Origin of the sequence: Magnetospirillum sp. WYHS-4 (assembly GCA_039908345.1) — a bacterium.
GTDB lineage: Bacteria > Pseudomonadota > Alphaproteobacteria > Rhodospirillales > GLO-3 > JAMOBD01.
In genome coordinates this window covers 1-23,376 of sequence record JAMOBD010000039.1, presented here as the reverse complement: position 1 = coordinate 23,376, position 23,376 = coordinate 1, and the positions used below count along the sequence as shown (strand labels likewise).

The following is a 23,376-nucleotide window of genomic DNA, read 5'->3' as shown; positions in this document are numbered from 1 at the left end:
CCGGCGAGGCGTTCGAACACCTCGCCGGGCCCCTCGCGGAGAGGGATTGCCCGGGGCTGGCCTATTCCGCCGCCACCGGCGGCAGTTGGCTCATCGCCTCGTCGAGGGCCTCGGCATCGTAGGCGTGGTCCTGCAGCTTGCCGGCGAAGTAGTCCGTATAGGCCTGCATGTCGAAGTGACCGTGCCCGGACAGGCCGATCAGGATGGTGCGCGCCTGGCCCTCGGCCTTGCACTTCAGGGCCTCGTCGATGCCCACCTTGACCGCGTGGGTCGACTCGGGGGCGGGCACGATGCCCTCGGCGCGGGCGAACTGCACCCCGGCGGCGAAGCAGCCCAACTGATGTTCGGCGCGGGCCTCGATCAGACCCAGGTCGAGCACGTGGCTGACCAGCGGCGACATGCCGTGGTAGCGCAAGCCGCCGGCGTGGATGCCGGGCGGCATGAAGGTCGAGCCCAGGGTATGCATCTTGACCAAGGGCGTCAGGTGGGCGGTGTCGCCGAAGTCGTAGGCGAACTTGCCGCGCGTCATGGTCGGGCATGAAGCCGGCTCGACGGCGATGACGCGGGTCTTCTGGCCCTGCTTCAGGTTGCGCCCGATGAACGGGAAGGCGAGGCCGCCGAAATTGCTGCCGCCACCGGCGCAGCCCACTACGATGTCCGGATAGTCGCCGGCCATCTCCATCTGCTCCAGGGCCTCGATCCCGATCACCGTCTGGTGCAGCAGCACGTGGTTGAGCACGCTGCCCAGCGCATACTTGGTATCCGGGTTCTTGGCCGCCACCTCGACCGCCTCGGAGATGGCGATACCCAGGCTGCCGTTGCTGTCCGGGTGCCGGGCCAGGATGGCGCGGCCCGAATCGGTTTCCATGCTGGGGCTGGCGACGCAACGGGCGCCGTAGGTTTCCATCAGCGCGCGGCGGTAGGGCTTCTGCTGATAGCTGACCTTCACCATGAAGATGTCGACCTGCAGGCCGAACAGGGAACCGGCGAAGGCCAGCGAGGAACCCCACTGGCCGGCTCCGGTCTCGGTGGACAGACGCTTGGTGCCCGCTTGCCAGTTGTAGAAGGCCTGGGGCACGGCGGTGTTGGGCTTGTGGCTGCCGGACGGGCTGGTGCCTTCATACTTGTAGTAGATATGGGCAGGGGTATCGAGGACCCGTTCCAGGCGGCGCGCCCGATAGAGCGGCGCCGGCCGCCACAGGCGGTAGACCTCGCGCACCGGCTCGGGAATCTCGACCTCGCGTTCCTGGGTCACTTCCTGGGCGATCAGGGCCATGGGAAAGATGGGCGACAGGTCGTCGGGCCCGATGGGCTGCCCGGTTCCCGGATGCAGGACCGGCGCCAAGGGCTTGGGCAGGTCGGCGGCGATGTTGTACCAGGCCTTCGGAATGCGATCCTCGGGCAGGAGATATTTGGTGCTGTCGGTCATGGCGCTCCCCTCCGATGCTGTGGCTTTGGTTCGTATTACTAGCGTTTCCTCCGGGCGAATTCCAGGGGCTACGATATGGAAGGACAGCCCTTGTTCCTCTGGCTTCCGATTGTTGGCTTCCCCGACGTGGGGCGGCCTTGCAGGTAGACCGTCCGAAAAGCCCCGGCGCGCTCGCGCCCCAAGCCGGAAGCAACTTTCCCATGTTATCAGAGCCGCACCGGCACCCGCTTGCGGCCCCATTTGCCGGGCGGGCCGTCGAAGATGCCGGCGCAGGCGGTGCCGCATTTCCGGCAATGGCCGTCGGGAGTCAGGCGCCAGGCGGTGATCTCGTACCAGTCGCGCCCGATGACCTCGGTCCCGCAGCCCGGACAATAGGTGCCGTCCCCCGGCGGATAATGGACGTTGCCCACGTAGGCGTAGCGAACCCCGTGCCGGATCGCGATGTCGCGCGCCTTCACCAGGGTGGCGAGCGGCGTGCGAGGCAGGTCCAGCATCTTGTAGTCGGGATGGAAGGCGGAAAAATGCAAGGGCACGTCCGGTCCCAGGGCTTCCACCACCCAGGCGGCCAGTTCGTTCAATTCCGTCTCGCCGTCGTTCTCGCCGGGGATGACCAGGGTGGTGATCTCCACCCAGACCTTGGTTTCCTTGACCAGGTAGACCAGGGTCTCCTTCACCGCCTCCAGATGGGCGCTGCAAAGGCGCTGGTAGAAGGATTCCGTGAAGGCCTTGAGATCCACGTTGGCGGCGTCCATCCAGCGGTAGAACTCGGCGCGGGGCTCCGCCGAGATGTAGCCCGCCGTCACCGCCACGTTCTTGATGCCCTTCGCCCGGCAGGCCTGGGCCACGTCGATGGCGTACTCGAAGAAGATCGTGGGGTCGTTGTAGGTATAGGCGACGCTTCGGGAACCGGTCTTGAGCGCCGCCGCCGCGATGGTCTCGGGGCCGGCCTGGTTCTGCAGGCGGTCGAAGTCGCGGGCCTTCGAGATGTCCCAGTTCTGGCAGAAGCGGCAGGTCAGGTTGCAGCCCGCCGTGCCGAAGGACAGCACCGGCGTGCCCGGCAGGAAATGGTTGAGCGGCTTCTTCTCGATGGGGTCGATGCAAAAGCCGCTGGAGCGCCCGTAGGTGGTCAGCACCATATGGTCCCCGTGGCGGGCACGGACGAAGCATAGTCCCCGCTGTCCCTCCTTCAGCTTGCAGGCGCGCGGGCAGATATCGCACTGGATGCGGCCGTCCTCCAGGGCATGCCAGTGGCGGCCGGGATGCAGACTCTGTACGCCGTCCTCCAAGGTCGCATAACTTTCGCCTTCCGGCATGGCCACCTCCGAAAAACCGTCCTTTACAGGCCTGCCCGGCGGGATTACCTAGGATTCATATGGGAACGAAGGAAGGCCCATGACCATTGTACGCCAGTCGGCCGTTTCAGGCACTTTCTATCCGGGTACAGCCAAGCAGCTTGACGCCGCCGTGCGCGGCTACCTGGCGCAAGCGGGCGCCTGGGCCGGTCCGGTTCCCAAGGCCATCATCGCCCCCCATGCGGGCTACGTCTATTCAGGGCCGGTGGCCGCCAGCGCCTACGCCCGCCTGGTGCCGGCCAAGGGGCGGATCGCGCGGGTGGTGCTGCTGGGCCCCTGCCATCGGGTGCCGGTGCGTGGCTTGGCGGCCAGCGGCGCCGACGCCTTCGTCACCCCCCTGGGCCAGATCCCCGTAGACAAGGCGGCCATCCAGAGCGTCCTCGACCTGCCCCAGGTCCAGGTTTTCGACGCCACCCATGCCCTGGAACACAGCCTGGAAGTCCACCTGCCCTTCCTGCAGGAGGTTCTGGGGACCTTCGCCCTGGTTCCCTTCGTGGTGGGCTTCGCGAGCCCGGACGAGATCGCGGAGGTGCTGGAGCGCCTATGGGGCGGGCCGGAAACCCTGATCGTGGTCAGTTCCGATCTCAGTCACTACCTCGACTACGACAGCGCCCACCAGGTGGACGCGGAAACCTGCCGCGCCATCGAGACCTTCGACGGGGAGGCCATCCCCGAAGACGGCGCCTGCGGTCGCTTTCCGGTGCGCGGCCTGCTGGCGCTCGCCAAGCGGCGCCGCATGACCATCGAGACGGTGGATGTCCGCAATTCGGGCGATACAGCGGGGCCCAAGGACCGGGTGGTGGGATACGGCTCCTGGGTCTTCCTGGAACCGGCCGCATGACCGTCCAGGAGAACGCCTTCGAAGCGGCGACCCGCCGTCTGGTGGAAGTCCAGGGCGAGCGGCTGTTGCGCTTGGCCGCCGCCTCCATCGAGCACGGCCTGAAACACCATCGGCCCCTGCCCATCGACCTGGCGGATTTCCCGCCCGACCTGCAGGCCCAGGGAGCCTGCTTCGTCACCCTGCATCGCGAAGACAGGCTGCGCGGCTGCATCGGCTCGCCGATGGCCCACCAGCCCTTGGCCCGCGACGTGGCGGAAAACGCCTTCTCGGCCGCCTTCCGCGATCCTCGCTTCCCTCAGCTTTCGTCCGCCGAAATCGCGGGGCTGGACCTGTCCATTTCCCTGCTCAGCGCCCAGTCGCCCATTCCCTTCGCCGACGAGGCCGGTCTGCTGGCCGCCCTCAGACCCCACCTGGACGGCCTGGTGATCGCCGACGGCGCCCGGCGCGCCCTGTTCCTGCCTTCGGTCTGGGAGCAACTGCCCGACCCCCGGCAGTTCCTGGGCCACCTCAAGATGAAGGCCGGCATGCCCGTCGACCACTTCTCGCCCGCCTTCCGCGCCTGGCGCTTTGTCGCCCTGGAACTGAAGGCGTCCGCCCTTCCCGATCCCGCATCCCTGTGGAGCCGCCCGTGACCGTCAACATCTCCCTTTCCGTCATCGACAAGGTCAACGACATCGCCAAGCGCGCCGGGCGCGCCATCATGAAGATCTACGAGAAGGATTTCGCGGTCGAGTTCAAGGGCGACGCCAGCCCGGTGACCGAAGCCGACCAGGTGGCCGAGGACATCATCATCGCGGCCTTGCGCCAGGAAGTCACCGACGCCTACCCCATCGTCGCCGAGGAATCGGTGGCCGCCGGCCACGCCCCGGACCTGACGGGCAAGATGGCGCCCTTCTGGCTGGTTGATCCTTTGGACGGCACCAAGGAATTCGTCAAGCGCAGCGGCGACTTCACCGTCAACATCGCCCTGATCGACGGCGGCCGGCCGGTCCTGGGGGTAGTCCACGCCCCGGCCATCAACCAGACCTTCGTCGGCAGCCAATACGGGGCCTTCGCCGAGACCGGCGGCGGCCAAGCCCGTCCCATCGCCTGCCGGGAAGCGCCTGCCGACGGCCTGTCGGCGGTGGTGAGCCTCAATCATCGCAGCCCGGAGACCGACACCTTCCTCGCCCAGTTCACCATCAAGAAGGAAGTGAGCGCCGGCAGTTCGCTCAAGTTCTGCCGCGTCGCCACCGGCCAAGCCGATCTCTATCCCCGCCTGGGCCGCACCATGGAATGGGACACGGCGGCCGGCCATGCGGTGCTGCGCTATGCGGGGGGAAAGGTGGCGAAGCTGGACGGAACCGACTTGTTCTACGGCAAGCCCGGCTTCGAGAATCCCCATTTCGTCGCCCACGGTCCGGGCATTCGCTGGACGAAACCGGACTAGATTCGACGCGAGGCCTTCGCCTCCGGCCCGGGCTGGCGCCATTAGGGACAGATCAGGCCCATTTCCACGGCCTTGGCGGCGGCGTGCAGGACATCGACGGCGCGCAGCTTGACGACTGCCGCCCTGAGACAGTCCTTCACCCCGGCTTCGGTCATGCCGGAGGCGGCGGCCATCTGGTCGACCTTGCGGCCCTGCAGGGTCCATATCAGGCAGTCCTTCTCGCCCGCGGTCAGCAGATCGCCATAGACCCGCCCCGCCGGCGCCATGACCCGGTTTTCCACATGGCTGCAGAAATAGAGGCAGGCCAGTTCGATGTCGACCCGGTAGCGGTTGACCTGACGCTGGAATTCCTCTTCGGACTTGGCGGTGGTCACCGAGATGCCCGACAGTACGCCGCCGCCGTTGCGCCAGACGCAGGCCAGTCCCCGCCGGATGCCGAATTCTCCGGCCTCGTTCATCAGATGTTTCTGCGGTTCCTCCAGGCGGGCCAGATAGGCGTCGTGGCCCCAGCAGAAGGGGGACGTGGAGCGCGACACCTGCAAGGCCACCGGATCGACGAGAGCGTAGTCGTTGGCGATATAGTGTTCCTGCCAGCCGGGCGCGTAGTTGGATAGCAACAGCATCTCGCCGCTATTGGCGTCGTGGTGCAGAAACATGAAGCTTTCGAACCCTAGCCCTTCGGCGAAGCGCGCCATGGCGACGCGCAACGGGTCGGGGCGCTCCAGGCCCCGCATGCGGTCGATGAAATCGGAGAAAGTATAAGACATCCTGGCGTCACTCTCCCGCCTGGGCCACGCGCACCCCGGACTTTTCGAGACTCGGCCCGCAACGAAGAATTATACCATTACTTTCGATGACACGCGAAAGACTTTTTCTCCTGCGCGGAATTCGGGATCAGATTTCGCGGCCCAGGGCCCTGGCCAGCAGCAGATAGAGCTTGCCGACGTCGGACGTCAGGAAGGTGGTGCCCAGCACATTGCGGTGGTCGCGCTGGCGGGCTTCCTTGACCATGGCTTCGAAGTCGGCCATGTAGCGGTTGATATAGTCGCGGAATTCGCCGTCCTGGCTGTAGCGCTGGGCGATGGCGGCCAAGCGCGGCTTCTCGCGGAATCCCAGCATCTTGCGGACGAAGATGCCGGTCTCTCCCCCCTGGTAGCGCTTCCAGTCGTCCTCGGTGATCGGGGTCTCCAGAACCCGGCTCATATCCACCGCCAGGGATTGCAGGCGTTCGGAAATGAAGGTCGCGCGGCGCAGGAAGTCGTCCACGGCGACACGGCGGGTCTGGTCGTCGAGCGCCTTCTTCAGGTCTCCGGCCTCGGCGACGGCACGCTTCAGGCTGCGGGCATGGCTTTCCACGGCATCCGAAATCTCGCGGCCCTTGGAGACCACATGTTCGGTGGCCTGACCGAGATCGCGGGTGCGGTCTTCGATCGTCTTGTCCCAAGCGCGCACCCGGGCGGTCGCCAAGTCCGAGACATCGGCCACCTTGCGAGCCTTTTCGTCCAGGGAGCCGCCCAAACGTTCCATGCCTTCCTCGGCCTTGGCGTGGGCCGACTCGAAGGCCCGTATGCGCTGTTCCAGCGACTCCTGGGCGGCAGTCGCCTGGACAGCCAGTTCCGCTGTCTGCTGCTGGGCCTGATTGGCCTGCACCTCCAGCAACCGACGCAGCTTTTCAAGGCGTTCCAGGTTGCCGTCGGCCGCCGCCTGCACCTCGCGGGCCCGATTGCCCAGGCTGAGGCCGACCTTGGCCAGGCGCTGGATCGAGGTCTCGGAGACCGAAGCCACCTCCTCGCCCCGTTGGCGCATCTCCTCGGCGGTCGTCCGCAGGCGCGTGGTCGCCAAGTCGGAGGCGGCCGTCATGTCGCGGGCCCGGCGGCCCATGTCTTCGCCGGCATCGGCCAGCCGTCCGAGGCTGCGGTCGGCCAGATTGGCGATTTCCTCGCTGCGCGCGCGGATGGTCTCGCCCACGGTCTCGATGCGGCTGCTGGCGGCGTCCGACACGGCACCCAGATCCTCGGTCTGCCGCTTCAGGCCGGCATTCATCAAGGACAGCAGGCGCACCGCCCGATCCATGGTCGCGCCCAGATCGTTCGACCGTCTCTGCAAATCCTCGCCGGCCAAGCCCAGATGCTGGCCCGCCTTGTCCGAAACGTCGGCCAGGGTCCGCGCCTGGTGAGCCACCAGTTCCCCGAAGCCGCGGATGTGACGCGAGGCGTCATCGGTGGTCTTGGCCACGACCTCGGCCCGGTTCAACAGGATGTCGCCCACCTGATCGAGCCGCGCACCGGCCCGGTCCAAGGTCCCGTCGAGACTCCGCGCCTTTTCCGAGAGGCCATCGCCCAGGTGGCCCAGCTTGGCGGCGATGGCGTCGGCCATGGCCGAGGTGTCGAGGATCTTCCGTTCCGCCTCGCCCCCGGCCGCCAGCATGCGGCCGGTACTGGCCTCTGCGACCCGCTCGACGGCTTCGGCGCCGGAACGCAGGTTCTCGGTTACCGAGCCGAGGCGCCGCACGGCGCGTTCCGAGAAGGCTTCCAGGCTTTCCGATTCCTCGCGCAACACCTTGCCCACGTCGGCTAGTTCTGTCACAGCGGCATGGGCGGCGGCCTCGACTGCCTGGCGGCGGGCTTCCAGGGCCTGGCCGGTGCCGTCGATACGGGCGGTGGCGCTGTCGGTCGCCATGGTCAAGTCTTCGGCCTGCTTGCGCATGGCATCGGTAACCAGGGCCAGCAGCCGCGCCGCGCGGTCCGACGACTGGGTAACTTCCCTGGACCGCAGGTGCAAGGCCTCGCCGGCCTTTTCCACCTCGCCCAGCGCGCGTCCGGTCACCGCCGCCAAGTCGTCGGAATGGTGGCGCAGCACGTCAGCCATGGACAGGACCCGGGTTTCCACCTGATCCGCGTTGGTCATCAGATCCTGGCGCGAGCGGCGCATTTCCTCGGCGGCGTTCTGCAGGCGGCCGGTGGCCCGTTCGGTAGTCTCGTCCAGTTCCTGGGAACGCTGCTTGAGGATGATGCCGCTGCCGCTCATCACCCGGTTGCCGCGGTCGGCCACCTCGGCCAGCCGTTCGGCCTGCTCGCGCAATAGATGACCGGCCATCTCCACCTGCTGGACCGCCTGATCGGAGGTCTGGCCGAGGTTGACCGACTGCTCGCGCACCACGTCGCCCAGGCTGCGCAGGCGCTGGGCCGCCGTATCCGATGTGGCGATGGCCGTTTCCAGTTGTCCGCGAAAAGACTCCAGAAGGCTTCCGGCCTTGTCCCGTGCCGCTTCCAGTTCCGCCGTGCCGCGCCGCACGGCGCCGGCCGTCGCATCGAGGTTCCCCACTCCCTTTTCGGCGGCGGCGCCCAGCCCGAAGGAGGCCTGCTGCAACTGGTCGACCACGGCCGAGACCTGCGTCGCGGCCTTCTCGGATGCCACCGACAGGTCGTGCCCGCTCTGGCGCAACGCTTCGCCCACCGCCCCCACCCGCAACTGCGCGAAGGCGGAGGCACGGTCCAAGTCCTCGCTGCGTTCCTGTAGGACGCGCGCCGCCTCGCCCGAGGCGTTGGCCAGCCCATCGCCGGCCTCGGCCAACTGGTCGGCGCGCGCTTTGAGGGCTTGGCCGGCGCGGCCCGCCAGCTCCAGGGTGCGCGTGGCGACGGCGGTCATGTCCTGGGACGTGCCGCGCAAGGCCTCGGCCACCGCGCGTGTCCTTTCCTCGGCCCGTCCGGTAGCCTCGCCCAGGACGGTGACCTCGCGACGCAGGGTCTCGCCGCCGGCTTCCACCTGCTGGACCATGCGGTCGGTGGTGTCGCCCAGGTCACGCGCCTGGCCCTTGAGAAGGTCGCCGAGGCTCTGTACCCGATCGACCACGCGGTCGGCGACGGTGGCCACCGCCTCGCCCTGGCGGGCCAGCGCCGCCTCGATCTCGGAGGCGCGTGCCGCCACCACCCCCGAGACCTCGGTCAGGTTTTCCGTCTGGCGCCGCAGGGAGTCGCGCACCTGTTCAGCCTGGGCATGGGCGCGGTCGGACCGGCGGCTGAGGTCGACGGCATGGGAATGCAGCGCCTCGGCGGTCTCGTGAATACGGGCGGCGGCCGTCTCCGATCCCGCCACCAAGCCATCCAGGCGGCCCTGCAGGCGTTCGGCCGCGGTTTCCATGTGCTGGGTGGCGCGCGCCGTCACCGAGCCCAGTTCCTCGGTGCGGGCCTGATAGACCTCGGCCACGTCAAGAGCTCGCTTGGACGAGTTGTCGGCCAGCAGCGCCAAGTCCTCGGTGCGGCGGCGCAGGGCCTCGGCCACGCTTTCGCTCTGGGCCGAGGCGCGGTCGGAGGACACCACCAGTTCGTGGGCGTTGCGGTGCAGGCGGTCGCCGACCAGTCGGGCCCGTTCGGTGGCCCGCTCGGTGGCGGCCTGAAGGTCCTCGGTCTGCCGTCGCAGGGCTTCGGCGATGGCATGGGTGCGCAGGTCGGCATCCTGGGAGACCTGAGTCAGTTCCAGGGTGCGACGGCGCACCATTTCGGTGACCGTGTCGGCCCGTGCCAAGGCCTCTTCCGAGGCCCGCGTGAGGTCGCGGGCCTGGCCGCGCAGGGAGTCCGTGATATCGCGGACATATTCCCGCGCCTTGTCGGAGGGATAGATCATCTGCCGCAAATGGGCGCGCAGCACCTCGGTCTCGCGGTGCAGGCTACGGCCGCGTTCCAGGTGGGCGACCACCAGCCACAGGAGGGCGGGCGGCGTCAGCAAGCCGGCCATCAGCCCCCCCACCTCGTGGGGCAGCAGGTAAAGGAAGTCGGTCCAGGAGATGCGCTCGCCCAGATAGAAGCCTGCCCCCGCCATCCAGGCCAGCGTCAACGCCACACCCAAGATGGTGGGAATGCGGTAGCGGTCCCAGACGGGCGGGTGCCAGTCGTCGGGGACCAGGATGCCGGCTTCCTCCAGGGCATGGGCGACGGCGTCCGGGAAGCCCTCCTCCGCTGCGGTTTCCGCAGGCTCGGCGGGGGCTTCGGACGGCGGCATCTGCCGGCTCGGCTGCCTGGCGATCATTCCGGTTCCTGCCCAGGTTCCCTCGAAGGGCGGTGATCTTACACGACTCGGCCCGGAGAATCGAATCCCACGCGATTCGCAACTCTGGCCTTGCGGGCCGTCCACGGGGAGGGCTACCCTGCGTGCGGTGCCAGACGGCCGGATGGCCGCCTTGCCGCCCTCGCGAGGGGGCGGTGGGGAGGAAAGTCCGGGCTCCACGGAAACACGGTGCCGGATAACGTCCGGCGGGGGCGACCCCAGGGAAAGTGCCACAGAAAGCAAACCGCCGGCCGGGGCTTCGGCCTGCCGGCAAGGATGAAAGGGTGCGGCAAGAGCGCACCGCGCCCCCGGCGACGGGGGCGGCACGGTAAACCCCACCGGGAGCAAGACCGAATAGGGACGGCATGCCGGGGCAACCCGGCAGGCGGGTTTTCGTGCCGCCGTCCGGGTGTGTCGCGCGAGGCGTCCGGCGACGGACGTCCCAGACGAATGGCCATCCCCCGTCCGTCCCCGCAAGGGGATACCGCGGGGACAGAACCCGGCTTACAGGCCGTCTGGCACCGTTTCGCCCTTCAGCGGCGCAAGTCGATCTCCACCCCCGGCTCGCCGGTGAATTCGACTAAGATGTCCTGGTCCAGCACGATGTACTGGCAGGCCAGCCGGTATGGCGGGGTAACGTCGTCCACTTCGGCGCGGGCCAGCCTTTCCTTGGTCAGCTTGCCGTTCACCGACAAGGTCAGCTTCTCCTTCTCGGTCAGGTGCTGGGCCTTCGGCGGATTGGGCCCCAAGGGCGTGACCTTGATCAGGCAGGAGCCGCACTCGCCGTCCTGGCATTGGCAGGGAATGGGGATCTCATGCTGCTTGGCAAGCGCCAGCAGAGTCCGGGTGTCGCCGGCCACGGCATAGACGGTGACGTCCTTGGCGAGCGGCGGGCCGCTGAAGGTGACGTTGGCCACGGGTCTCTCCTTGTTGCGGGTTGCTTCCCCCGCCAGACAGCAACCCCCGTGCCAATGTCCGGCCCCAGGAATCCTGGGCTTTCCGGAACCGCCCCATTGTCGCGACCGGAACGCGATGTCGGACAGCCGACAAGACGAACCCCGGATGCCGCGGGGCGTCCGGGGTTCCTTTTCCGTCGCTGTCGCGGACAGCGATCAGTATCCGCCCTTGCGCTTGGACTCCGGCAACCCGCCGATCTTGGGTGCCTGCTTGGAGGGTTGCTTGGGGAACAGGGTGTAAAGGTCCTTGGTGCCCACGTTCTCGCCCCACAGGTCGGACATCGCCTTGACGATGTTGCGGTCGTTGGGCTGATGGCCGCCGTTGTCGATGTATTCGGCGCGCAGGTAGTTGATCAGGTCCCAGTGCTTCTTGGTCAGTTCGGGGATGCCTTCCTCGGCGGCGATCTCCTTGGCGACCGACTCGTTCCAGTCCTCCAGGTTCTCGAGATAGCCGTTGCTGGTCTTCGCCAGATCCGCATAACCCATCGGTTTTCCTCCTCTAATGTCCTGGGGGGCGCCCCCCTTTATGGTCGAAGAACGCGGCGGATGGCCGCCTACTTTTTTTTACCTTCCATGGCTTTCTCCTCCAACAGGGCCTCGTAGCGCAAGAGATCGAAGCACTGCTCGAGGGCGCACCGGAAGTCTCCGGCCGCCAGATACTCGCCGATCTCGGCCATGATGACGCCGGTCGAAGGCACTTGGCCCACCAGTTCGCGCGCCATGTCGAGAAACGGCTTGTAGGTCTGCGGGAAGGATTGCGGTTCCAGGTACATGGACTGCACGGCCAAGTAGACCCGCAAGGCGGGGCTTGTGGCTTGGTCGGGGGCGATCATCATCTTGCCCCGCAGCACCGGGCCTTCTCCGTTCACTTCCAGTTGGATGGGTGAGTCGCCGGAATTCCGGACGGTCATGCCGCCCAGTATCCCGGTCTCGCCCGGGTCCAACATCAGAATGACGGGCTTGGCGTCCTGGTCCATGGTCTTCCCTCCGCGTGTTGGCCGATCCATCGTGCAAAGAATGCTTCAGGAGAGGCGTCCGGTCAAATCAGGAGGGCGGGAATTTCGGAAGGAAACTCGTTCGGATCGAATTCGTGGGACTGGATGACCTCCTCGCAGGCCTCGACAACCCGCGGATCGTAACGAATGCCGGCGTGGTTCCGGATCTCCTCCATGGCCGCCCGCAGGCCTAGCGAGGGTCGGTAGGGACGGTGCGAGCTGATCGCCTCCACGACGTCGGCCACGGCGAGAATCCGTGCCTCCAGGATGATCTCGTCGCCCGAGATTCCGTTGGGATAGCCGGTCCCGTCCAGCCGTTCGTGGTGCTGCAGGATCATCGTGGCTACCGGCCAAGGGAATTCGATACCCGAGACGATCTCGAATCCGACCTGGGGATGGGCCATGACTACCCGGAAGGCTGCCTCCGACAGATGGCCGGGGCGGGCCAGGAAGTCCGCCGGCACGTTGATCTTGCCCAGGTCGTGGATCAGGGCCCCGGTCTCCAGGCCGTCCAGGACGTCGCGGTCGAGGTTGAGATGGCGGCCGATGGCCACCGCCAACTGGGCGACCCGGCGTTGGTGGCCGGCGGTATAGGGATCGCGCATCTCGATGGTCAGCGAGACCGCGTGCACGGTCTGCATCAGGGTACGCTTCAGGCGTTCGACATAGCGGCGACGGTCTTCGTCCGCCAACTTGCGTTCAACGGCGTAGTGAAGGGTGCGGCGAACCAGGTTTCCGTCTCCCTGCCCCTTGACCAGGTAGTCCTGACAGCCTTCCTGGACAGCGCGCAGGCCCAGTTCCTCGTCGTCGAAACCCGTGAAGATGACGATGGGCAGCCCCGGCGCCTTGTCGCGCAGGCGACGCAAGGTCTCCAAGCCATGGCTGTCCGGCAGGGACAGGTCGAGGAGGGCCGCGTCCAGGCCCCCGTCTTCCACCCTTGCCAGGGCATCGGCCAAGGTCGCCGCCCAGACGATCTCGAAGCCGCCCACCTCCTCCAGCATCACCTGGACGAGGCGCGCGTCGCCCGGATTGTCCTCGACCAGCAACAGTTTGATGAAAGGCCTCTGCAGCATACCCGTCCTGCTCAATATCCCGAAGACGTCCATTTTATCAGATTCGCAGTGGGAATCCGTGCCCTTTTTTGTCTCCGTCGAATCCTGTATGGTGACCGGGCATGATCGACCGGTTCGACCTCATCCTCAAGCGCGGGACCTGTGCCACGCCATCGGGTCTGGCGGTCTGCGACGTCGGCGTCCGGAACGGGCGCATCGCCGCTTTGGGCGACCTGGGGCGGGCGGAGGCCAGCGAGGTTTTCGAGGCCGCCGGCCTGCATGTACTGCCGGGTGTCATCGACAGCCAAGTGCATTTCCGCGAACCCGGCATGGAGCACAAGGAAGACCTGGGCACCGGGACCGCGGCCGCCGCAATGGGCGGCGTGACGGCGGTCTTCGACATGCCCAACACCAAGCCCAACACCGTGACCGCTGGCGACCTGGCCGAAAAATGCCGGCGCGCCAAGGATCGGGTCTGGTGCGACATCGCCTTCTACGTGGGCGCCACCCGCGAGAACCTGGAGGAACTGCCCGAACTGGAACGCCTGCCGGGCTGCGCCGGGGTGAAGCTGTTCATGGGCTCGTCCACCGGCACCCTGCTGGTCGAGGACGACGCCACCTTGGCCCAGGTCCTGGCCCAGGGCGGCCGGCGCATGGCGGTCCATGCCGAGGACGAGGCGCGGCTCAAGGAACGCCGCGCCCTGGTTGAAGGCGGCGCTCCGGTGGCCCGCCATCCCGAATGGCGCGATGTGGAAACCGCCCTGCGCGCCACGCAACGCCTGTTGTCATTGGCCAAGGGACTGAAGCGCCGTGTACACGTCCTGCACGTCACTACGGCCGAAGAAATGGCTCTGCTGCCCGGTTTCCGCGACATCGCCACAGTCGAAGTCACCCCGCAGCACCTCACCTTGGCGGCGCCCGAGGCTTACGAGCGCCTGGGGACCCGCGCCCAGATGAACCCGCCGATCCGCGACGCCCGCCACCGCGAGGCTCTCTGGGCCGCCGTGAACCAGGGTCTCGTGGACTGCCTAGGGTCCGATCACGCCCCCCACACTTTGGCCGAAAAGGCCAATCCCTACCCGGAAAGCCCGTCCGGCATGCCGGGCGTGCAGACCCTGGTGCCGGTCATGCTGACCCACGTGGCCGCCGGCCGCCTGAGCCTGGAACGCTTCGTCGACCTGACCAGCGCCGGCCCGGCCCGCATCTTCGGCATCGCCGGAAAGGGCCGGCTGGCCCTGGGATTCGACGCCGACTTCACCGTAGTCGACCTGGCGGCCCGACGCACCATCACCGACCGCTGGTCTCTCAGCCGCTGTGGCTGGACCCCCTTCGATGGCTTCGAAGCCATCGGCTGGCCCGTCGCCACCCTCCTCCGGGGGCAGTTCATCATGCGAGAGGATGAACTGCTTGGCCGGCCATCGGGCACCGCCATCAAATTCCTGGAAGCGCTCTAAGCTTTGATATTTCCTTACAAGCCGCTTGACCCTTCCGGCATTTTTGTTACCATCAAACATTAGAAAAAGGTAATTTACCGGCGGGATTAACCTGTCGGTCTTGCGGCAAGCACGGGCGCTTCATGGGAACGGGCCGGCAAACAGGGAGACGATCATGGATTATCCCAGCAACGACATGTGGCCCGAGGGCAAGGCGCGCCCCAGCCGCCTGAAGTGGTTCTGCATGACCCACGAGTGGGCGGCCAACTTGTTCGCCTTCCTGGGTGTGGCTTGGTTCCTGGCGACGGTCTGGGTGGCCATCGACTACCAGTTGCCCATCAAGAACTGGCTGAACCAGAACCACTTGGTCCACTGGGGCCTGTTCGGAATCGTTTGCGCGGTCAACGTCTTCCTGATGACCAGCTTCGTCCGTCTGGGCTTCGCCGACTGCTCGAAGGACGAGACCTGCGCCGAGGCCTATCGCGGGCGCCATGGCCGGGCCCTTTTCCCCGGCCTGCTCGGCTGGGTCGACCACCTAGGCGAAAAGCGACGCCCGCCCCGCCGCGCGGCCTGAGGTCCGGCCTGAGTTTCGCAAGGCGCCCTTTACAATCCCGCAGCGAAACGGGATTGTTGGGCGCCTTGTCCATTTCGTCCTGGAGAAGATGCCATGCCCGACCGCAACGGCTTCACCGCGCTGGTCATCGAGGAAAAGAACGGCGCCATCGAATCCGCCATCCGCGAACTCGACGACTCTTTCCTGCCGGAAGGCGACGTCACCGTGGCGGTGGCCTACTCGGGCCTAAACTACAAGGACGGCATGGTGCTGTCCGGCCTGGGCAAGCTGGTACGGACCTACCCCCATGTGCCCGGCATCGATTTCTCGGGCACGGTCATCGCGTCGGCATCCCCCCGCTTCAAGCCCGGAGACGCGGTATTGCTCACCGGCTGGCGCGTCGGGGAGGCCCACTGGGGCGGCTACGCCACCAAGGCCAGGGTCAAATCGGACTGGCTGGTTCCCCTGCCCAAAGGCCTCAACCTCAAACAGGCGATGTCCATCGGTACCGCCGGTTTCACCGCCATGCTGGCGGTGATGGCCCTGGAGGCCCATGGCCTGAAGCCGGCCGACGGAGATGTCCTGGTAACCGGCGCGGTGGGCGGGGTGGGCAGCATCGCCGTCACCCTGCTGGCCGCGCTAGGATACAGCGTGGCCGCTTCCACCGGACGTAGCGGCACCCACGGCGAATACCTGCGCGGCCTGGGAGCCGCCCATATCATCGACCGCGCCGAGTTGGAGTTGGCCCCCAAGGGGCCGCTGGGCAAGGAACGCTGGGCGGGCGCCATCGACAACGTGGCCGGCAACGCCCTGGCCAACGTGATGGCTGGGTTGAAATATGGCGGCAGCGTGGCGGCGGTCGGCCTGGCCGGCGGCCCTAAGGTCGAGATGACGGTCATCCCTCTGCTGTTGCGGGCGGTGAATCTGTTGGGCATCGATTCCGTCATGTGCCCCATGGAACGGCGCCAGGAGGCTTGGGGGCGTCTGGCCCGCGACCTCCCCAAGGACAAGCTGGACGCGCTGACCGACACGGTAAGCCTTGCCCAGGTACCCGGGTTGGGCGGCAGGATTGTCCGGGGCGACACCCAGGGCCGGACGGTGGTCGATTTGTCCACCTAGGGTTCATGTCCTTGCGACTCCATCCTTATCCGGCGTCCGGAAGCCCCTGGCACGCCGCTTGAATGGTCTTCCGCCGAGAGAACGGGAAGACCATCCAGGACGGAGACCGACCCATGAAGACGCCCTTCGCGCTGCTGGCCCTGGCCCTGCTGTGCGCCGCCTGCTCCGGCACCACCCGGTACGAAAAGGCGGTGGCCGGCTACGAACCGGTCTACTGTTACCAGAGCCTGGGCGCCGTGACCTGCTACGACACCCCCAATTTCCGCGACGAACGCCGCTTGGTGAACCACTTCGGGCCGGCGCCACGTAACTATGACCGCCCGGAGCCGAAGCCCGAGGTCATGCTCCATCCGGTCAATCCCTTCCCCGCCGATTACCAGAAGCCGGGAACCGTCAAGACGCCGGAACGCCGGGTTTCCGCCGTCGCCCCGCCGCAGGCGGCCGAACAACCGGCCCCCTCCGCCATGCCGGTGGCTCCCGTGGAGGCCGAGGAAGTCGATGCGAAAGAGGACTCCAACCCTTGACAGGGAAACGGATTCCCAGGTACACAGCGGCTTCCCCCGTGCCCCCGCGGGAGGACCGATGGCGGAGTAGCTCAGCTGGTTAGAGCGGTGGAATCATAATCCATGTGTCGGGGGTTCAAATCCCTCCTCCGCTACCAACAACCGACCGATCGGCCCGGCTCTTGCGAGCCGGGCCGATCTGCTATGGGAACCCCGCCACTCCATTTCTCCCGGAGACAGAGAAAAGGCGGACCTTGCGGCCCGCCCTTCCGTCTTGATCGACCCCGAGGGGTGGATCACTTCACCTTGGCGTCGAGTTCGCCCTTGCCGTAACGGTCGAACATCTTTTCCAGCGAGACCACCTTGACCTTGGAGCCCCAGCCGGCGGTGCCGAAGGCCTCGTAGCGGGCCTTGCAGATGCCGACCATGCCCTTCTGGGCCTCGGCCAGGTACTTGCGCGGGTCGAAGTTCTTGCGGTCTTCCGCCATGTGCTTGCGGATGGCGCCGGTGGAAGCCATGCGCAGGTCGGTGTCGATGTTCACCTTGCGCACGCCGTGCTTGATGCCCTCGACGATTTCCTCGACCGGAACGCCGTAGGTCTGGCCCATGTCGCCGCCGAAATCGTTGATGATCTTCAGCCAGTCCTGCGGCACCGAGGACGACCCGTGCATCACCAGATGGACGGTGGGGATGCGCTCGTGGATCTCCTTGACGCGATCGATGCGCAGGATCTTGCCCGTGGGCTTCTTGGTGAACTTGTAGGCGCCGTGCGAGGTGCCGATGGCGATGGCCAGGGCGTCCACGTTGGTCGCCTTGACGAACTCGGCGGCTTCACCGGGGTCGGTCAGCAGCTGGCTGTGGTCCAGGGTGCCTTCGGCGCCCACGCCGTCTTCCTCGCCGGCCTGCCCGGTTTCCAGGCTGCCCAGGCAGCCCAGTTCGCCTTCCACCGACACGCCGCAGGCATGGGCGATGTCGACCACCTGGCGGGTGGTCGCGACGTTGTAGTCGTAGGACGACGGGGTCTTGCCGTCGGTCTTCAGCGAGCCGTCCATCATCACCGACGAGAAGCCGGACTGAATGGCGCGGGCGCAGACCGCCGGACTGGTGCCGTGGTCCTGGTGCATGCAGACCGGGATGGCGGGATAGGCTTCCAGCGCGGCCAGGATCAGGTGGCGCAGGAAGGCCTCGCCGGCGTACTTGCGGGCGCCGGCCGAGCCCTGCAGGATCACCGGGCTGTCGGTGGCCGCGGCGGCCTCCATGATCGCCTTGACCTGTTCCAGGTTGTTGACGTTGAAGGCCGGAACGCCGTAGCCGTGCTCGGCGGCGTGATCCAGCAACTGGCGCATCGAAACGAGAGGCATCGTTGTCTCCTTGCTCCCTAGGTTATCGTTGACGGCCTCCCCCTCGCCGAGGGGGAGGCCGCAATCCTTACAGGCGGGCCTTGGCTTCCTTGACCACGTTGTCGGCGGTGATGCCGAAGTGGACGAAAAGCTGTTCGGCCGGGGCGGAAGCGCCGAAGCCCTTCATGCCCACGAACGCGCCCTTGTCGCCCAGCCAGCGGTCCCAGCCCATGCGCACGCCGGCTTCGATGCCGACGCGGACGCAACCCTTGCCGAGCACCTTCTCCTGGTAGCCGGCATCCTGAGCCTCGAACAGTTCCCAGCAGGGCATGGAAACCACGGCGGTGGGCACGCCGTCCGCCTGCAGCTTGGCGCGGGCCGCCATGGCGATTTCCACTTCCGAGCCGGTGGCCATCAGGGTGACCTTGCGGGCACCGCCCTCGGCCTCGGCCAGCACGTAGGCCCCCTTGGCGCAAAGGTTCTCGTCGGTATGGATGGTGCGCACCGCCAGAAGGTTCTGGCGGCTGAGCACCATGCCCGACGGGGTCTTGGTGGACTTCAGCGCCAGCGCCCAGCATTCGGCCACCTCGACCGCGTCGCAAGGACGGAAGACGTTGAAGTTGGGCAGCGCCCGCAGGCTGGCGACCGTCTCCACCGGCTGGTGGGTGGGGCCGTCCTCGCCCAGGCCGATGGAGTCGTGGGTCAGCACGTAGACCACCCGCTGTTCCATCAGGGCCGACAGGCGCATGGCGCCGCGCATGTAGTCGGCGAACACCAGGAAGGTGCCCGAATAGGGGATGAACTCGCCGTGCAGCGCCATGCCGTTCATGATGGCGCCCATGGCGTGCTCGCGCACCCCGTAGTGAACGTAGCTGCCCGCCATGTTGTCGGGCGAGATGGAAGCCGTCGACGCGGTCTTGGTGTTGACCGACCCCGTCAGGTCGGCGGAACCGCCGATCATGGCCGGGATGGCCTTGGTCAGCACTTCCAGCACGTCGCCGGACGATACGCGGGTCGCCTTCTTGGGCTTGGATTCGGCCAGCCCCTTCTTGTAGGCGTTGAAGGCGGCTTCCCACTCGCTGCCCAAATCGCCCTTCTGCAGGCGCTCGAACTGGGCCTTCTTGGCGCCGTCCAGGGCACCCAGGCGGCGTTCCCAGGCTTCGCGGGCGGCGGCGCCGGTGGCCCCCATCTTGCGCCATTCGGCGATGACGTTCTCCGGCACGGTGAACGGAGCATGCTCCCACCCCAGGGCTTCGCGCATGCCCATGATCTCCTCGTCGCCCAGGGGGGCGCCGTGGGTCTTGTGGGAACCGGCCAGCTTGGGCGCGCCGTAGCCGATGGTGGTCTTGCAGCCGATCAGGGTCGGGCGGTCGCTGTGCTTGGCCTTTTCCAGGGCGTCGGCAATGGCGTGCGGGTCATGGCCGTCGATGCTCATGACGTTCCACTGGGAGGCCGCGAAACGGGCAAGCTGGTCGTCGGACAGCGTCAGGTTGGTCTTGCCGTCGATGCAGATCTCGTTGTCGTCCCACATGACCACCAGCTTGTTCAGCTTCAGGTGGCCGGCCACCGAGATCGCTTCCTGGCTGATGCCTTCCATCAGGCAGCCGTCGCCGGCGATCACGTAGGTGTGGTGATCGACCACCTCCTTGCCGAAGCGGGCCTGCATCATGCGTTCGGCCAAAGCCATGCCGACCGCCATGGTGATGCCCTGGCCCAGCGGGCCGGCGGTCGCCTCGATGCCGGCGCCGTGGCCGTATTCGGGATGGCCGGCGGCGCGGGCGCCCAGTTGGCGGAAGTTGGATAGTTCCTTGGCCGAGAAGTCTTCGACCCCGATGAGGTACAGCAGCGAGTACAGCAGCATCGAGCCGTGGCCGGCCGACAGCACGAAGCGGTCGCGGTCGGCCCACTTGGGCTGGCGCGGATCGTACTTCATGTACCTGGTGAACAGAACGGTGGCCACGTCGGCCATGCCCATGGGCATGCCGGGGTGGCCGGACTTGGCCTTCTGCACGGCATCCACCGAAAGGAAGCGGATGGCGTTGGCCATTTCGTGGTGCGTCGCGGTCATCGTTCGGCGTCTCCTTGTCGCTTGGTTGGTTTGGTTATGGTCGGGTCAGATGGCGTGGTGGCCCAAGGCGGCCTTCACCATGTGATAGGTGATGAGAAGCTGGGACAGGGCGAGCGGATGGCTCATCGCCACCCGATCCTGTCCGTCGGTGAAGCGGCCCACGTTCTCGCGCAGGTGGGCCGCCTCGGGAATCAGGTTCCACAGCAGGTCTTCCATGGCGCGGGCCCGCCTGTCGTCGATATCGCCCGCGATTTCCAGCATGTCGACCGGCTTGCCGTCCACGTCGCGCGCCAGTTCCAGACGGAAACCCCGCTTGGCGCCGGCCTCCAGGATCGGCGACAGGTCCGGATGGGGCAGGGTCGGGCGCAGGATATGGCGGGCGTTCAGATGGGCCCCGGTCTCCTCGGCGTTGCCGTCGGGAGGATGGAAACTCACCACCATGTCGGCGAAGGTGCGCTGGGGCTGGATGTGGGTGACGCTGTCGCGGCGGCGGCGTTCCAGGGACTTCATGACCTCCTGGGGGGAATAGCCGCGCCGGGCGCAGTCGCGCTGCACCTTCCAGCGGACCCGCAGGGCTTCGTCGGGTTCCAGGTAGACCTTGACGTCGAAGGCGTCGCGCATGGCCCGGGTGGCGTAGCCCAGCAGACCTTCGACGATGATGTATTCGCGGGGCTCGACATAGACGGGCGGCTCCAGGCTGCCGCGGTCGTGGTTGTAGACCGGCTTCAGGATCGGCTGGCCCTGGCGCAGCAGGTGCAGGTGCTGTTCTACGATGTCCAGGTGGTTGGCTTCGGGGGCCAGGGCGGTGATGCCGCGCTTGGCGCGTTCCTTGCGGTCGCAACGGTGGTAGTCGTCCGTGCAGAACGTCAGCACCTTGTCCGGCCCCAGGATGGTGGCGATGCCGGCGGCCAGCGTGGTCTTGCCGGCGGCGGAATCGCCGACGATGCCAAGGATGATGGGGCGGTTGACCTGCTTGAAGGGCTGCATGCTCAGACGGCCTCCCGGCGCGGATGGTAGGTGGTGAGAAGCTGCCGTCCGCTCCCGGGGCCGGCGATCAGCAGGCTCTGGGTCTTCTCGTGGTGGCGGGTGCGTTCGACGCCGTCGAACAGCAAACCGGTGGTGACCCCGGTGGCCGAAAAGTAGACTTCGTCCGATCGGATCAGGTCCTCGCCGCCCAGCCAGCGGCGGGTATCCAGGCCGGCCTTGGCGACCTCGGCCTTCTCGGTAGCCAGTTGCGGGTCCAGGCGGCCCTGGAACTCCCCGCCCAAGGCACGGATGGCGCATGCCGAGATCAGGCCCTCGCGCACGCCGCCGGTGCCCATCAGGGCGTCGATGCCGGATTCCGGAATGGCCGCCATCAAGGCGCCGGCCACGTCGCCGGCCGGATAAAGGGCGACCCGCGCCCCGGCGCCGTGAATGCGCTCCACCAGTTCGCGGTGGCGGGGCTTTTCCAGGACGTAGACGGTCAGGTCCTCGATGCGCTTGCCGAGCGCCGCCGCCAAGGCCGCCAGCCGCGCCTCGACGGGCGCCGCCGGATCGACCCTGCCCTTGGCGGCCGGCGGGGCGACGAATTTTTCCATGTAGAAGGCGGGGCCGGGATCGAACATGCTGCCCTGGGGGGCGAGTGCGATCACCGCCATGGCGTTGGTCATGCCGCGCGCCAGATACGAGGTGCCTTCCACCGGATCGACCGCGATGTCGAAGCGCCGCTTGCGGTGGCCATCGCCGATCTCGTCGCCGGTGCAGAGGCAGAGACTGCCCGAACCGGTGGCCAGCGACTCGCCCACCACCACGCGGCCATGGATGGGGAGCTGGATCAACTCGTCGATCATCGCCTGAGCAGCCGCCTGGCCGACCTGGTGGCGCTCGCCGCGGCCGATCCATTCGTAAGCGGCACGGGCCGCCGCCTCGGTCACCGAGCGCAACGCATAAACGAAGATCGGTCCCTCGCAGAGCCCCTTGGGGATCGACTCCATGGGCAGTCCTCTCCTCCGATCCGCCTACCCGCACCACACTATCCAACCTACCCACCCCACGGGAAAACACCCTGCCGGGGGAGGAAGATTTCTCTTTCGGGCGGGGCACCCCCACCCGTTCGGCCTCAGTGTCCCAAGTGGCTATGGGATTTGAGGTAACAGGCCACGGCCTGGGCGCGGTTTTTGACGCTGAGCTTGCTGAACAAGTTCTTCAGATGGAATTTCACGGTATTGAGCGAGATATCCAGGTCGCTGGCGATCTGAGCGTTGGTGCGCCCCAGGGACAGGGCGGCGAGCAGTTCCTGCTCGCGAGCCGTCAGGCTGCCGAAGGGGTCGTTGGCCGGCTTGGACATATCCATGAACGGGAAGACCATGCGCCCCTCGGCGACCGCCAGCACGGTTTCGACCAGACGGGACGGCGGCTCGCTTTTGGAACAGAATCCGGCGCCGCCCATTTGCATGACTTGGCGCGGCACGTCAGGCGAGGCGTTGCCGGTGTAGACGACGATGCGCGGCGAGTTCTCCCTGCCGCGCAGGGCGTCCAGCACGCCGCGGCCGTCCAGGTAGGGCAGATCCCAGCCGATCACCCCGATATCGAAGCAAAGGCGCTGGACGGCCTCCATGAAACGCTCCCCATCAGCCGCCGTGGCCATGACGGTAAAGCGGTCGTCGGTGGAGAAAAGTTGTTCCAGGCCCGACTGCACCAACGGCGATTTCTCGGCGATGACGATGTCGATGCTCTGCTTGCGGCGCGGCGCGTCCACCATGGAACCCCCTGAACGGGTAGGTATCGTGAAGCCTGCTAATTCCCACCCCCTGAATGGGTAGGTTTTCCCCATGCATACACGTGGAATCGCGACTTGGCAACAGGGGATTGGAGAGGTGGCAATCGGATGAAGACGGAGGGTTTCGCCAAAGCCTGGGAGCACGGACATCTGGAGGAGTTCCGATTCCCATCTTCCGTTATGTTCACCTATTATGCTTGACATTTGCGGAATCATTAAGGAATATCGACATATCATGCGGCGTAGTTCTTTCTAATTTCGGGGTGACTTGGATCACGATAGTCAGACCTCGTCGACGGAACTGGGGCTGTATGGGAACATTAATCCAACACCAGACTGGAGACCGTGTCATGTATCCCGAATATCCGATCATAAATAAGAACGAAGATGCCGGCGGCCTGGGGGCCGGCCTGTACGCGGACCTGGCGCCCCGTCGGGGCCCCTTCGACCTGGGCGATGACGACGATGACGATACGTTCTTCAGCCGCGCCCGCCCCGCCAG

The 23,376-nt window shown here is 66.7% G+C and carries 21 protein-coding genes, 1 tRNA gene and 1 other RNA gene; 9 read left to right on the top strand and 14 right to left on the bottom strand.

Annotated features, from left to right (window positions below):
• Positions 1 to 61: 61 nt before the first annotated feature.
• Positions 62 to 1,429: a TrpB-like pyridoxal phosphate-dependent enzyme gene (locus tag H7841_11955; GenBank protein ID MEO5337590.1), complete on the bottom strand. Its 1,368-nt coding sequence runs from the start codon at positions 1,427 to 1,429 to the stop codon at positions 62 to 64.
• Between the two features lie 206 nt (positions 1,430 to 1,635).
• Positions 1,636 to 2,742 (bottom strand): AmmeMemoRadiSam system radical SAM enzyme, encoded by a 1,107-nt coding sequence (gene amrS, locus H7841_11950; protein MEO5337589.1) that lies wholly within the window; start codon positions 2,740 to 2,742, stop codon positions 1,636 to 1,638.
• 79 nt (positions 2,743 to 2,821) lie between these two features.
• Here amrS and amrB point away from each other — a divergent pair, with 79 nt between their 5' ends.
• Genes amrB through cysQ form a run of 3 tightly spaced genes read left to right on the top strand, consistent with a single transcriptional unit; the run spans position 2,822 to position 5,051 of the window.
• Positions 2,822 to 3,622 carry an AmmeMemoRadiSam system protein B gene (gene amrB, locus H7841_11945; GenBank protein MEO5337588.1) on the top strand — a complete coding sequence of 267 codons (801 nt, stop codon included), beginning with the start codon at positions 2,822 to 2,824 and terminating at the stop codon, positions 3,620 to 3,622.
• Positions 3,619 to 4,254, top strand: a complete 636-nt coding sequence (amrA, locus tag H7841_11940; protein MEO5337587.1) for an AmmeMemoRadiSam system protein A — start codon at positions 3,619 to 3,621, stop codon at positions 4,252 to 4,254. Before amrB ends, amrA begins: the two co-directional genes overlap by 4 nt.
• Positions 4,251 to 5,051 (top strand): 3'(2'),5'-bisphosphate nucleotidase CysQ, encoded by an 801-nt coding sequence (gene cysQ, locus H7841_11935; GenBank protein MEO5337586.1) that lies wholly within the window; start codon positions 4,251 to 4,253, stop codon positions 5,049 to 5,051. The genes amrA and cysQ overlap by 4 nt, the downstream gene beginning before the upstream one ends.
• A 41-nt stretch (positions 5,052 to 5,092) precedes the next feature.
• Here cysQ and H7841_11930 read toward each other — a convergent pair whose 3' ends face one another.
• Together H7841_11930 and H7841_11925 are read right to left on the bottom strand one after the other, a co-directional pair.
• On the bottom strand, positions 5,093 to 5,818 hold the full coding sequence (locus tag H7841_11930; GenBank protein ID MEO5337585.1) for an autoinducer binding domain-containing protein: 726 nt from the start codon (positions 5,816 to 5,818) through the stop codon (positions 5,093 to 5,095).
• A 127-nt stretch (positions 5,819 to 5,945) separates the two neighbouring features.
• Positions 5,946 to 10,076, bottom strand: coding sequence for a hypothetical protein (locus H7841_11925; GenBank protein MEO5337584.1), 4,131 nt, complete (start codon positions 10,074 to 10,076; stop codon positions 5,946 to 5,948).
• A gap of 130 nt (positions 10,077 to 10,206) precedes the next feature.
• Here H7841_11925 and rnpB point away from each other — a divergent pair.
• An RNA gene (gene rnpB, locus H7841_11920) (RNase P RNA component class A) lies at positions 10,207 to 10,617 on the top strand.
• A 10-nt stretch (positions 10,618 to 10,627) separates the two neighbouring features.
• Here rnpB and H7841_11915 read toward each other — a convergent pair.
• The 4 genes from H7841_11915 to H7841_11900 all read right to left on the bottom strand — a co-directional run bounded on the left by H7841_11915 (position 10,628) and on the right by H7841_11900 (position 13,118).
• Positions 10,628 to 11,011, bottom strand: a complete 384-nt coding sequence (locus tag H7841_11915; protein ID MEO5337583.1) for a (2Fe-2S)-binding protein — start codon at positions 11,009 to 11,011, stop codon at positions 10,628 to 10,630.
• A 195-nt stretch (positions 11,012 to 11,206) separates the two neighbouring features.
• Positions 11,207 to 11,536, bottom strand: a complete 330-nt coding sequence (locus tag H7841_11910) for a TusE/DsrC/DsvC family sulfur relay protein (GenBank protein MEO5337582.1) — start codon at positions 11,534 to 11,536, stop codon at positions 11,207 to 11,209.
• A gap of 68 nt (positions 11,537 to 11,604) precedes the next feature.
• Entirely contained in the window at positions 11,605 to 12,027 is a 423-nt protein-coding gene (locus H7841_11905; GenBank protein ID MEO5337581.1) for a flagellar biosynthesis repressor FlbT, read from the bottom strand.
• A gap of 62 nt (positions 12,028 to 12,089) precedes the next feature.
• The gene (locus H7841_11900) at positions 12,090 to 13,118 is read right to left on the bottom strand and encodes a response regulator (protein ID MEO5337580.1); all 1,029 of its coding nucleotides are present in this window, start codon (positions 13,116 to 13,118) and stop codon (positions 12,090 to 12,092) included.
• 101 nt (positions 13,119 to 13,219) lie between these two features.
• On the opposite strand from H7841_11900, the gene H7841_11895 reads away from it, so the two are divergent.
• The 5 genes from H7841_11895 to H7841_11875 all read left to right on the top strand — a co-directional run bounded on the left by H7841_11895 (position 13,220) and on the right by H7841_11875 (position 16,863).
• The gene (locus H7841_11895) at positions 13,220 to 14,551 is read left to right on the top strand and encodes a dihydroorotase (protein MEO5337579.1); all 1,332 of its coding nucleotides are present in this window, start codon (positions 13,220 to 13,222) and stop codon (positions 14,549 to 14,551) included.
• Positions 14,552 to 14,705: 154 nt separating this feature from the next.
• The gene (locus H7841_11890; GenBank protein ID MEO5337578.1) at positions 14,706 to 15,104 is read left to right on the top strand and encodes a hypothetical protein; all 399 of its coding nucleotides are present in this window, start codon (positions 14,706 to 14,708) and stop codon (positions 15,102 to 15,104) included.
• Positions 15,105 to 15,197: 93 nt separating this feature from the next.
• On the top strand, positions 15,198 to 16,202 hold the full coding sequence (locus tag H7841_11885) for an oxidoreductase (GenBank protein MEO5337577.1): 1,005 nt from the start codon (positions 15,198 to 15,200) through the stop codon (positions 16,200 to 16,202).
• Between the two features lie 113 nt (positions 16,203 to 16,315).
• Positions 16,316 to 16,726, top strand: coding sequence for a hypothetical protein (locus tag H7841_11880; GenBank protein MEO5337576.1), 411 nt, complete (start codon positions 16,316 to 16,318; stop codon positions 16,724 to 16,726).
• A gap of 60 nt (positions 16,727 to 16,786) precedes the next feature.
• Positions 16,787 to 16,863 (top strand) — tRNA-Met (locus H7841_11875).
• Positions 16,864 to 17,001: 138 nt separating this feature from the next.
• On the opposite strand, the gene fba is transcribed toward H7841_11875, so the two are convergent.
• From fba to H7841_11845, 6 genes are all read right to left on the bottom strand, one after another.
• Complete coding sequence (gene fba / locus H7841_11870; GenBank protein MEO5337575.1) at positions 17,002 to 18,066, bottom strand: fructose-bisphosphate aldolase class II; 1,065 nt, start codon at positions 18,064 to 18,066, stop codon at positions 17,002 to 17,004.
• 67 nt (positions 18,067 to 18,133) lie between these two features.
• Entirely contained in the window at positions 18,134 to 20,113 is a 1,980-nt protein-coding gene (gene tkt, locus H7841_11865; protein MEO5337574.1) for a transketolase, read from the bottom strand.
• Positions 20,114 to 20,158: 45 nt separating this feature from the next.
• A complete protein-coding gene (locus tag H7841_11860; GenBank protein ID MEO5337573.1) occupies positions 20,159 to 21,100 on the bottom strand; it encodes a phosphoribulokinase in 942 nt (313 codons plus the stop codon).
• Positions 21,101 to 21,102: 2 nt separating this feature from the next.
• A complete protein-coding gene (glpX, locus tag H7841_11855; protein ID MEO5337572.1) occupies positions 21,103 to 22,089 on the bottom strand; it encodes a class II fructose-bisphosphatase in 987 nt (328 codons plus the stop codon).
• A 125-nt stretch (positions 22,090 to 22,214) separates the two neighbouring features.
• Positions 22,215 to 22,856, bottom strand: a complete 642-nt coding sequence (locus tag H7841_11850; protein MEO5337571.1) for a response regulator transcription factor — start codon at positions 22,854 to 22,856, stop codon at positions 22,215 to 22,217.
• 338 nt (positions 22,857 to 23,194) lie between these two features.
• A partial coding sequence (locus H7841_11845) for a hypothetical protein (protein MEO5337570.1) occupies positions 23,195 to 23,376 on the bottom strand: 182 nt, incomplete at its 5' end.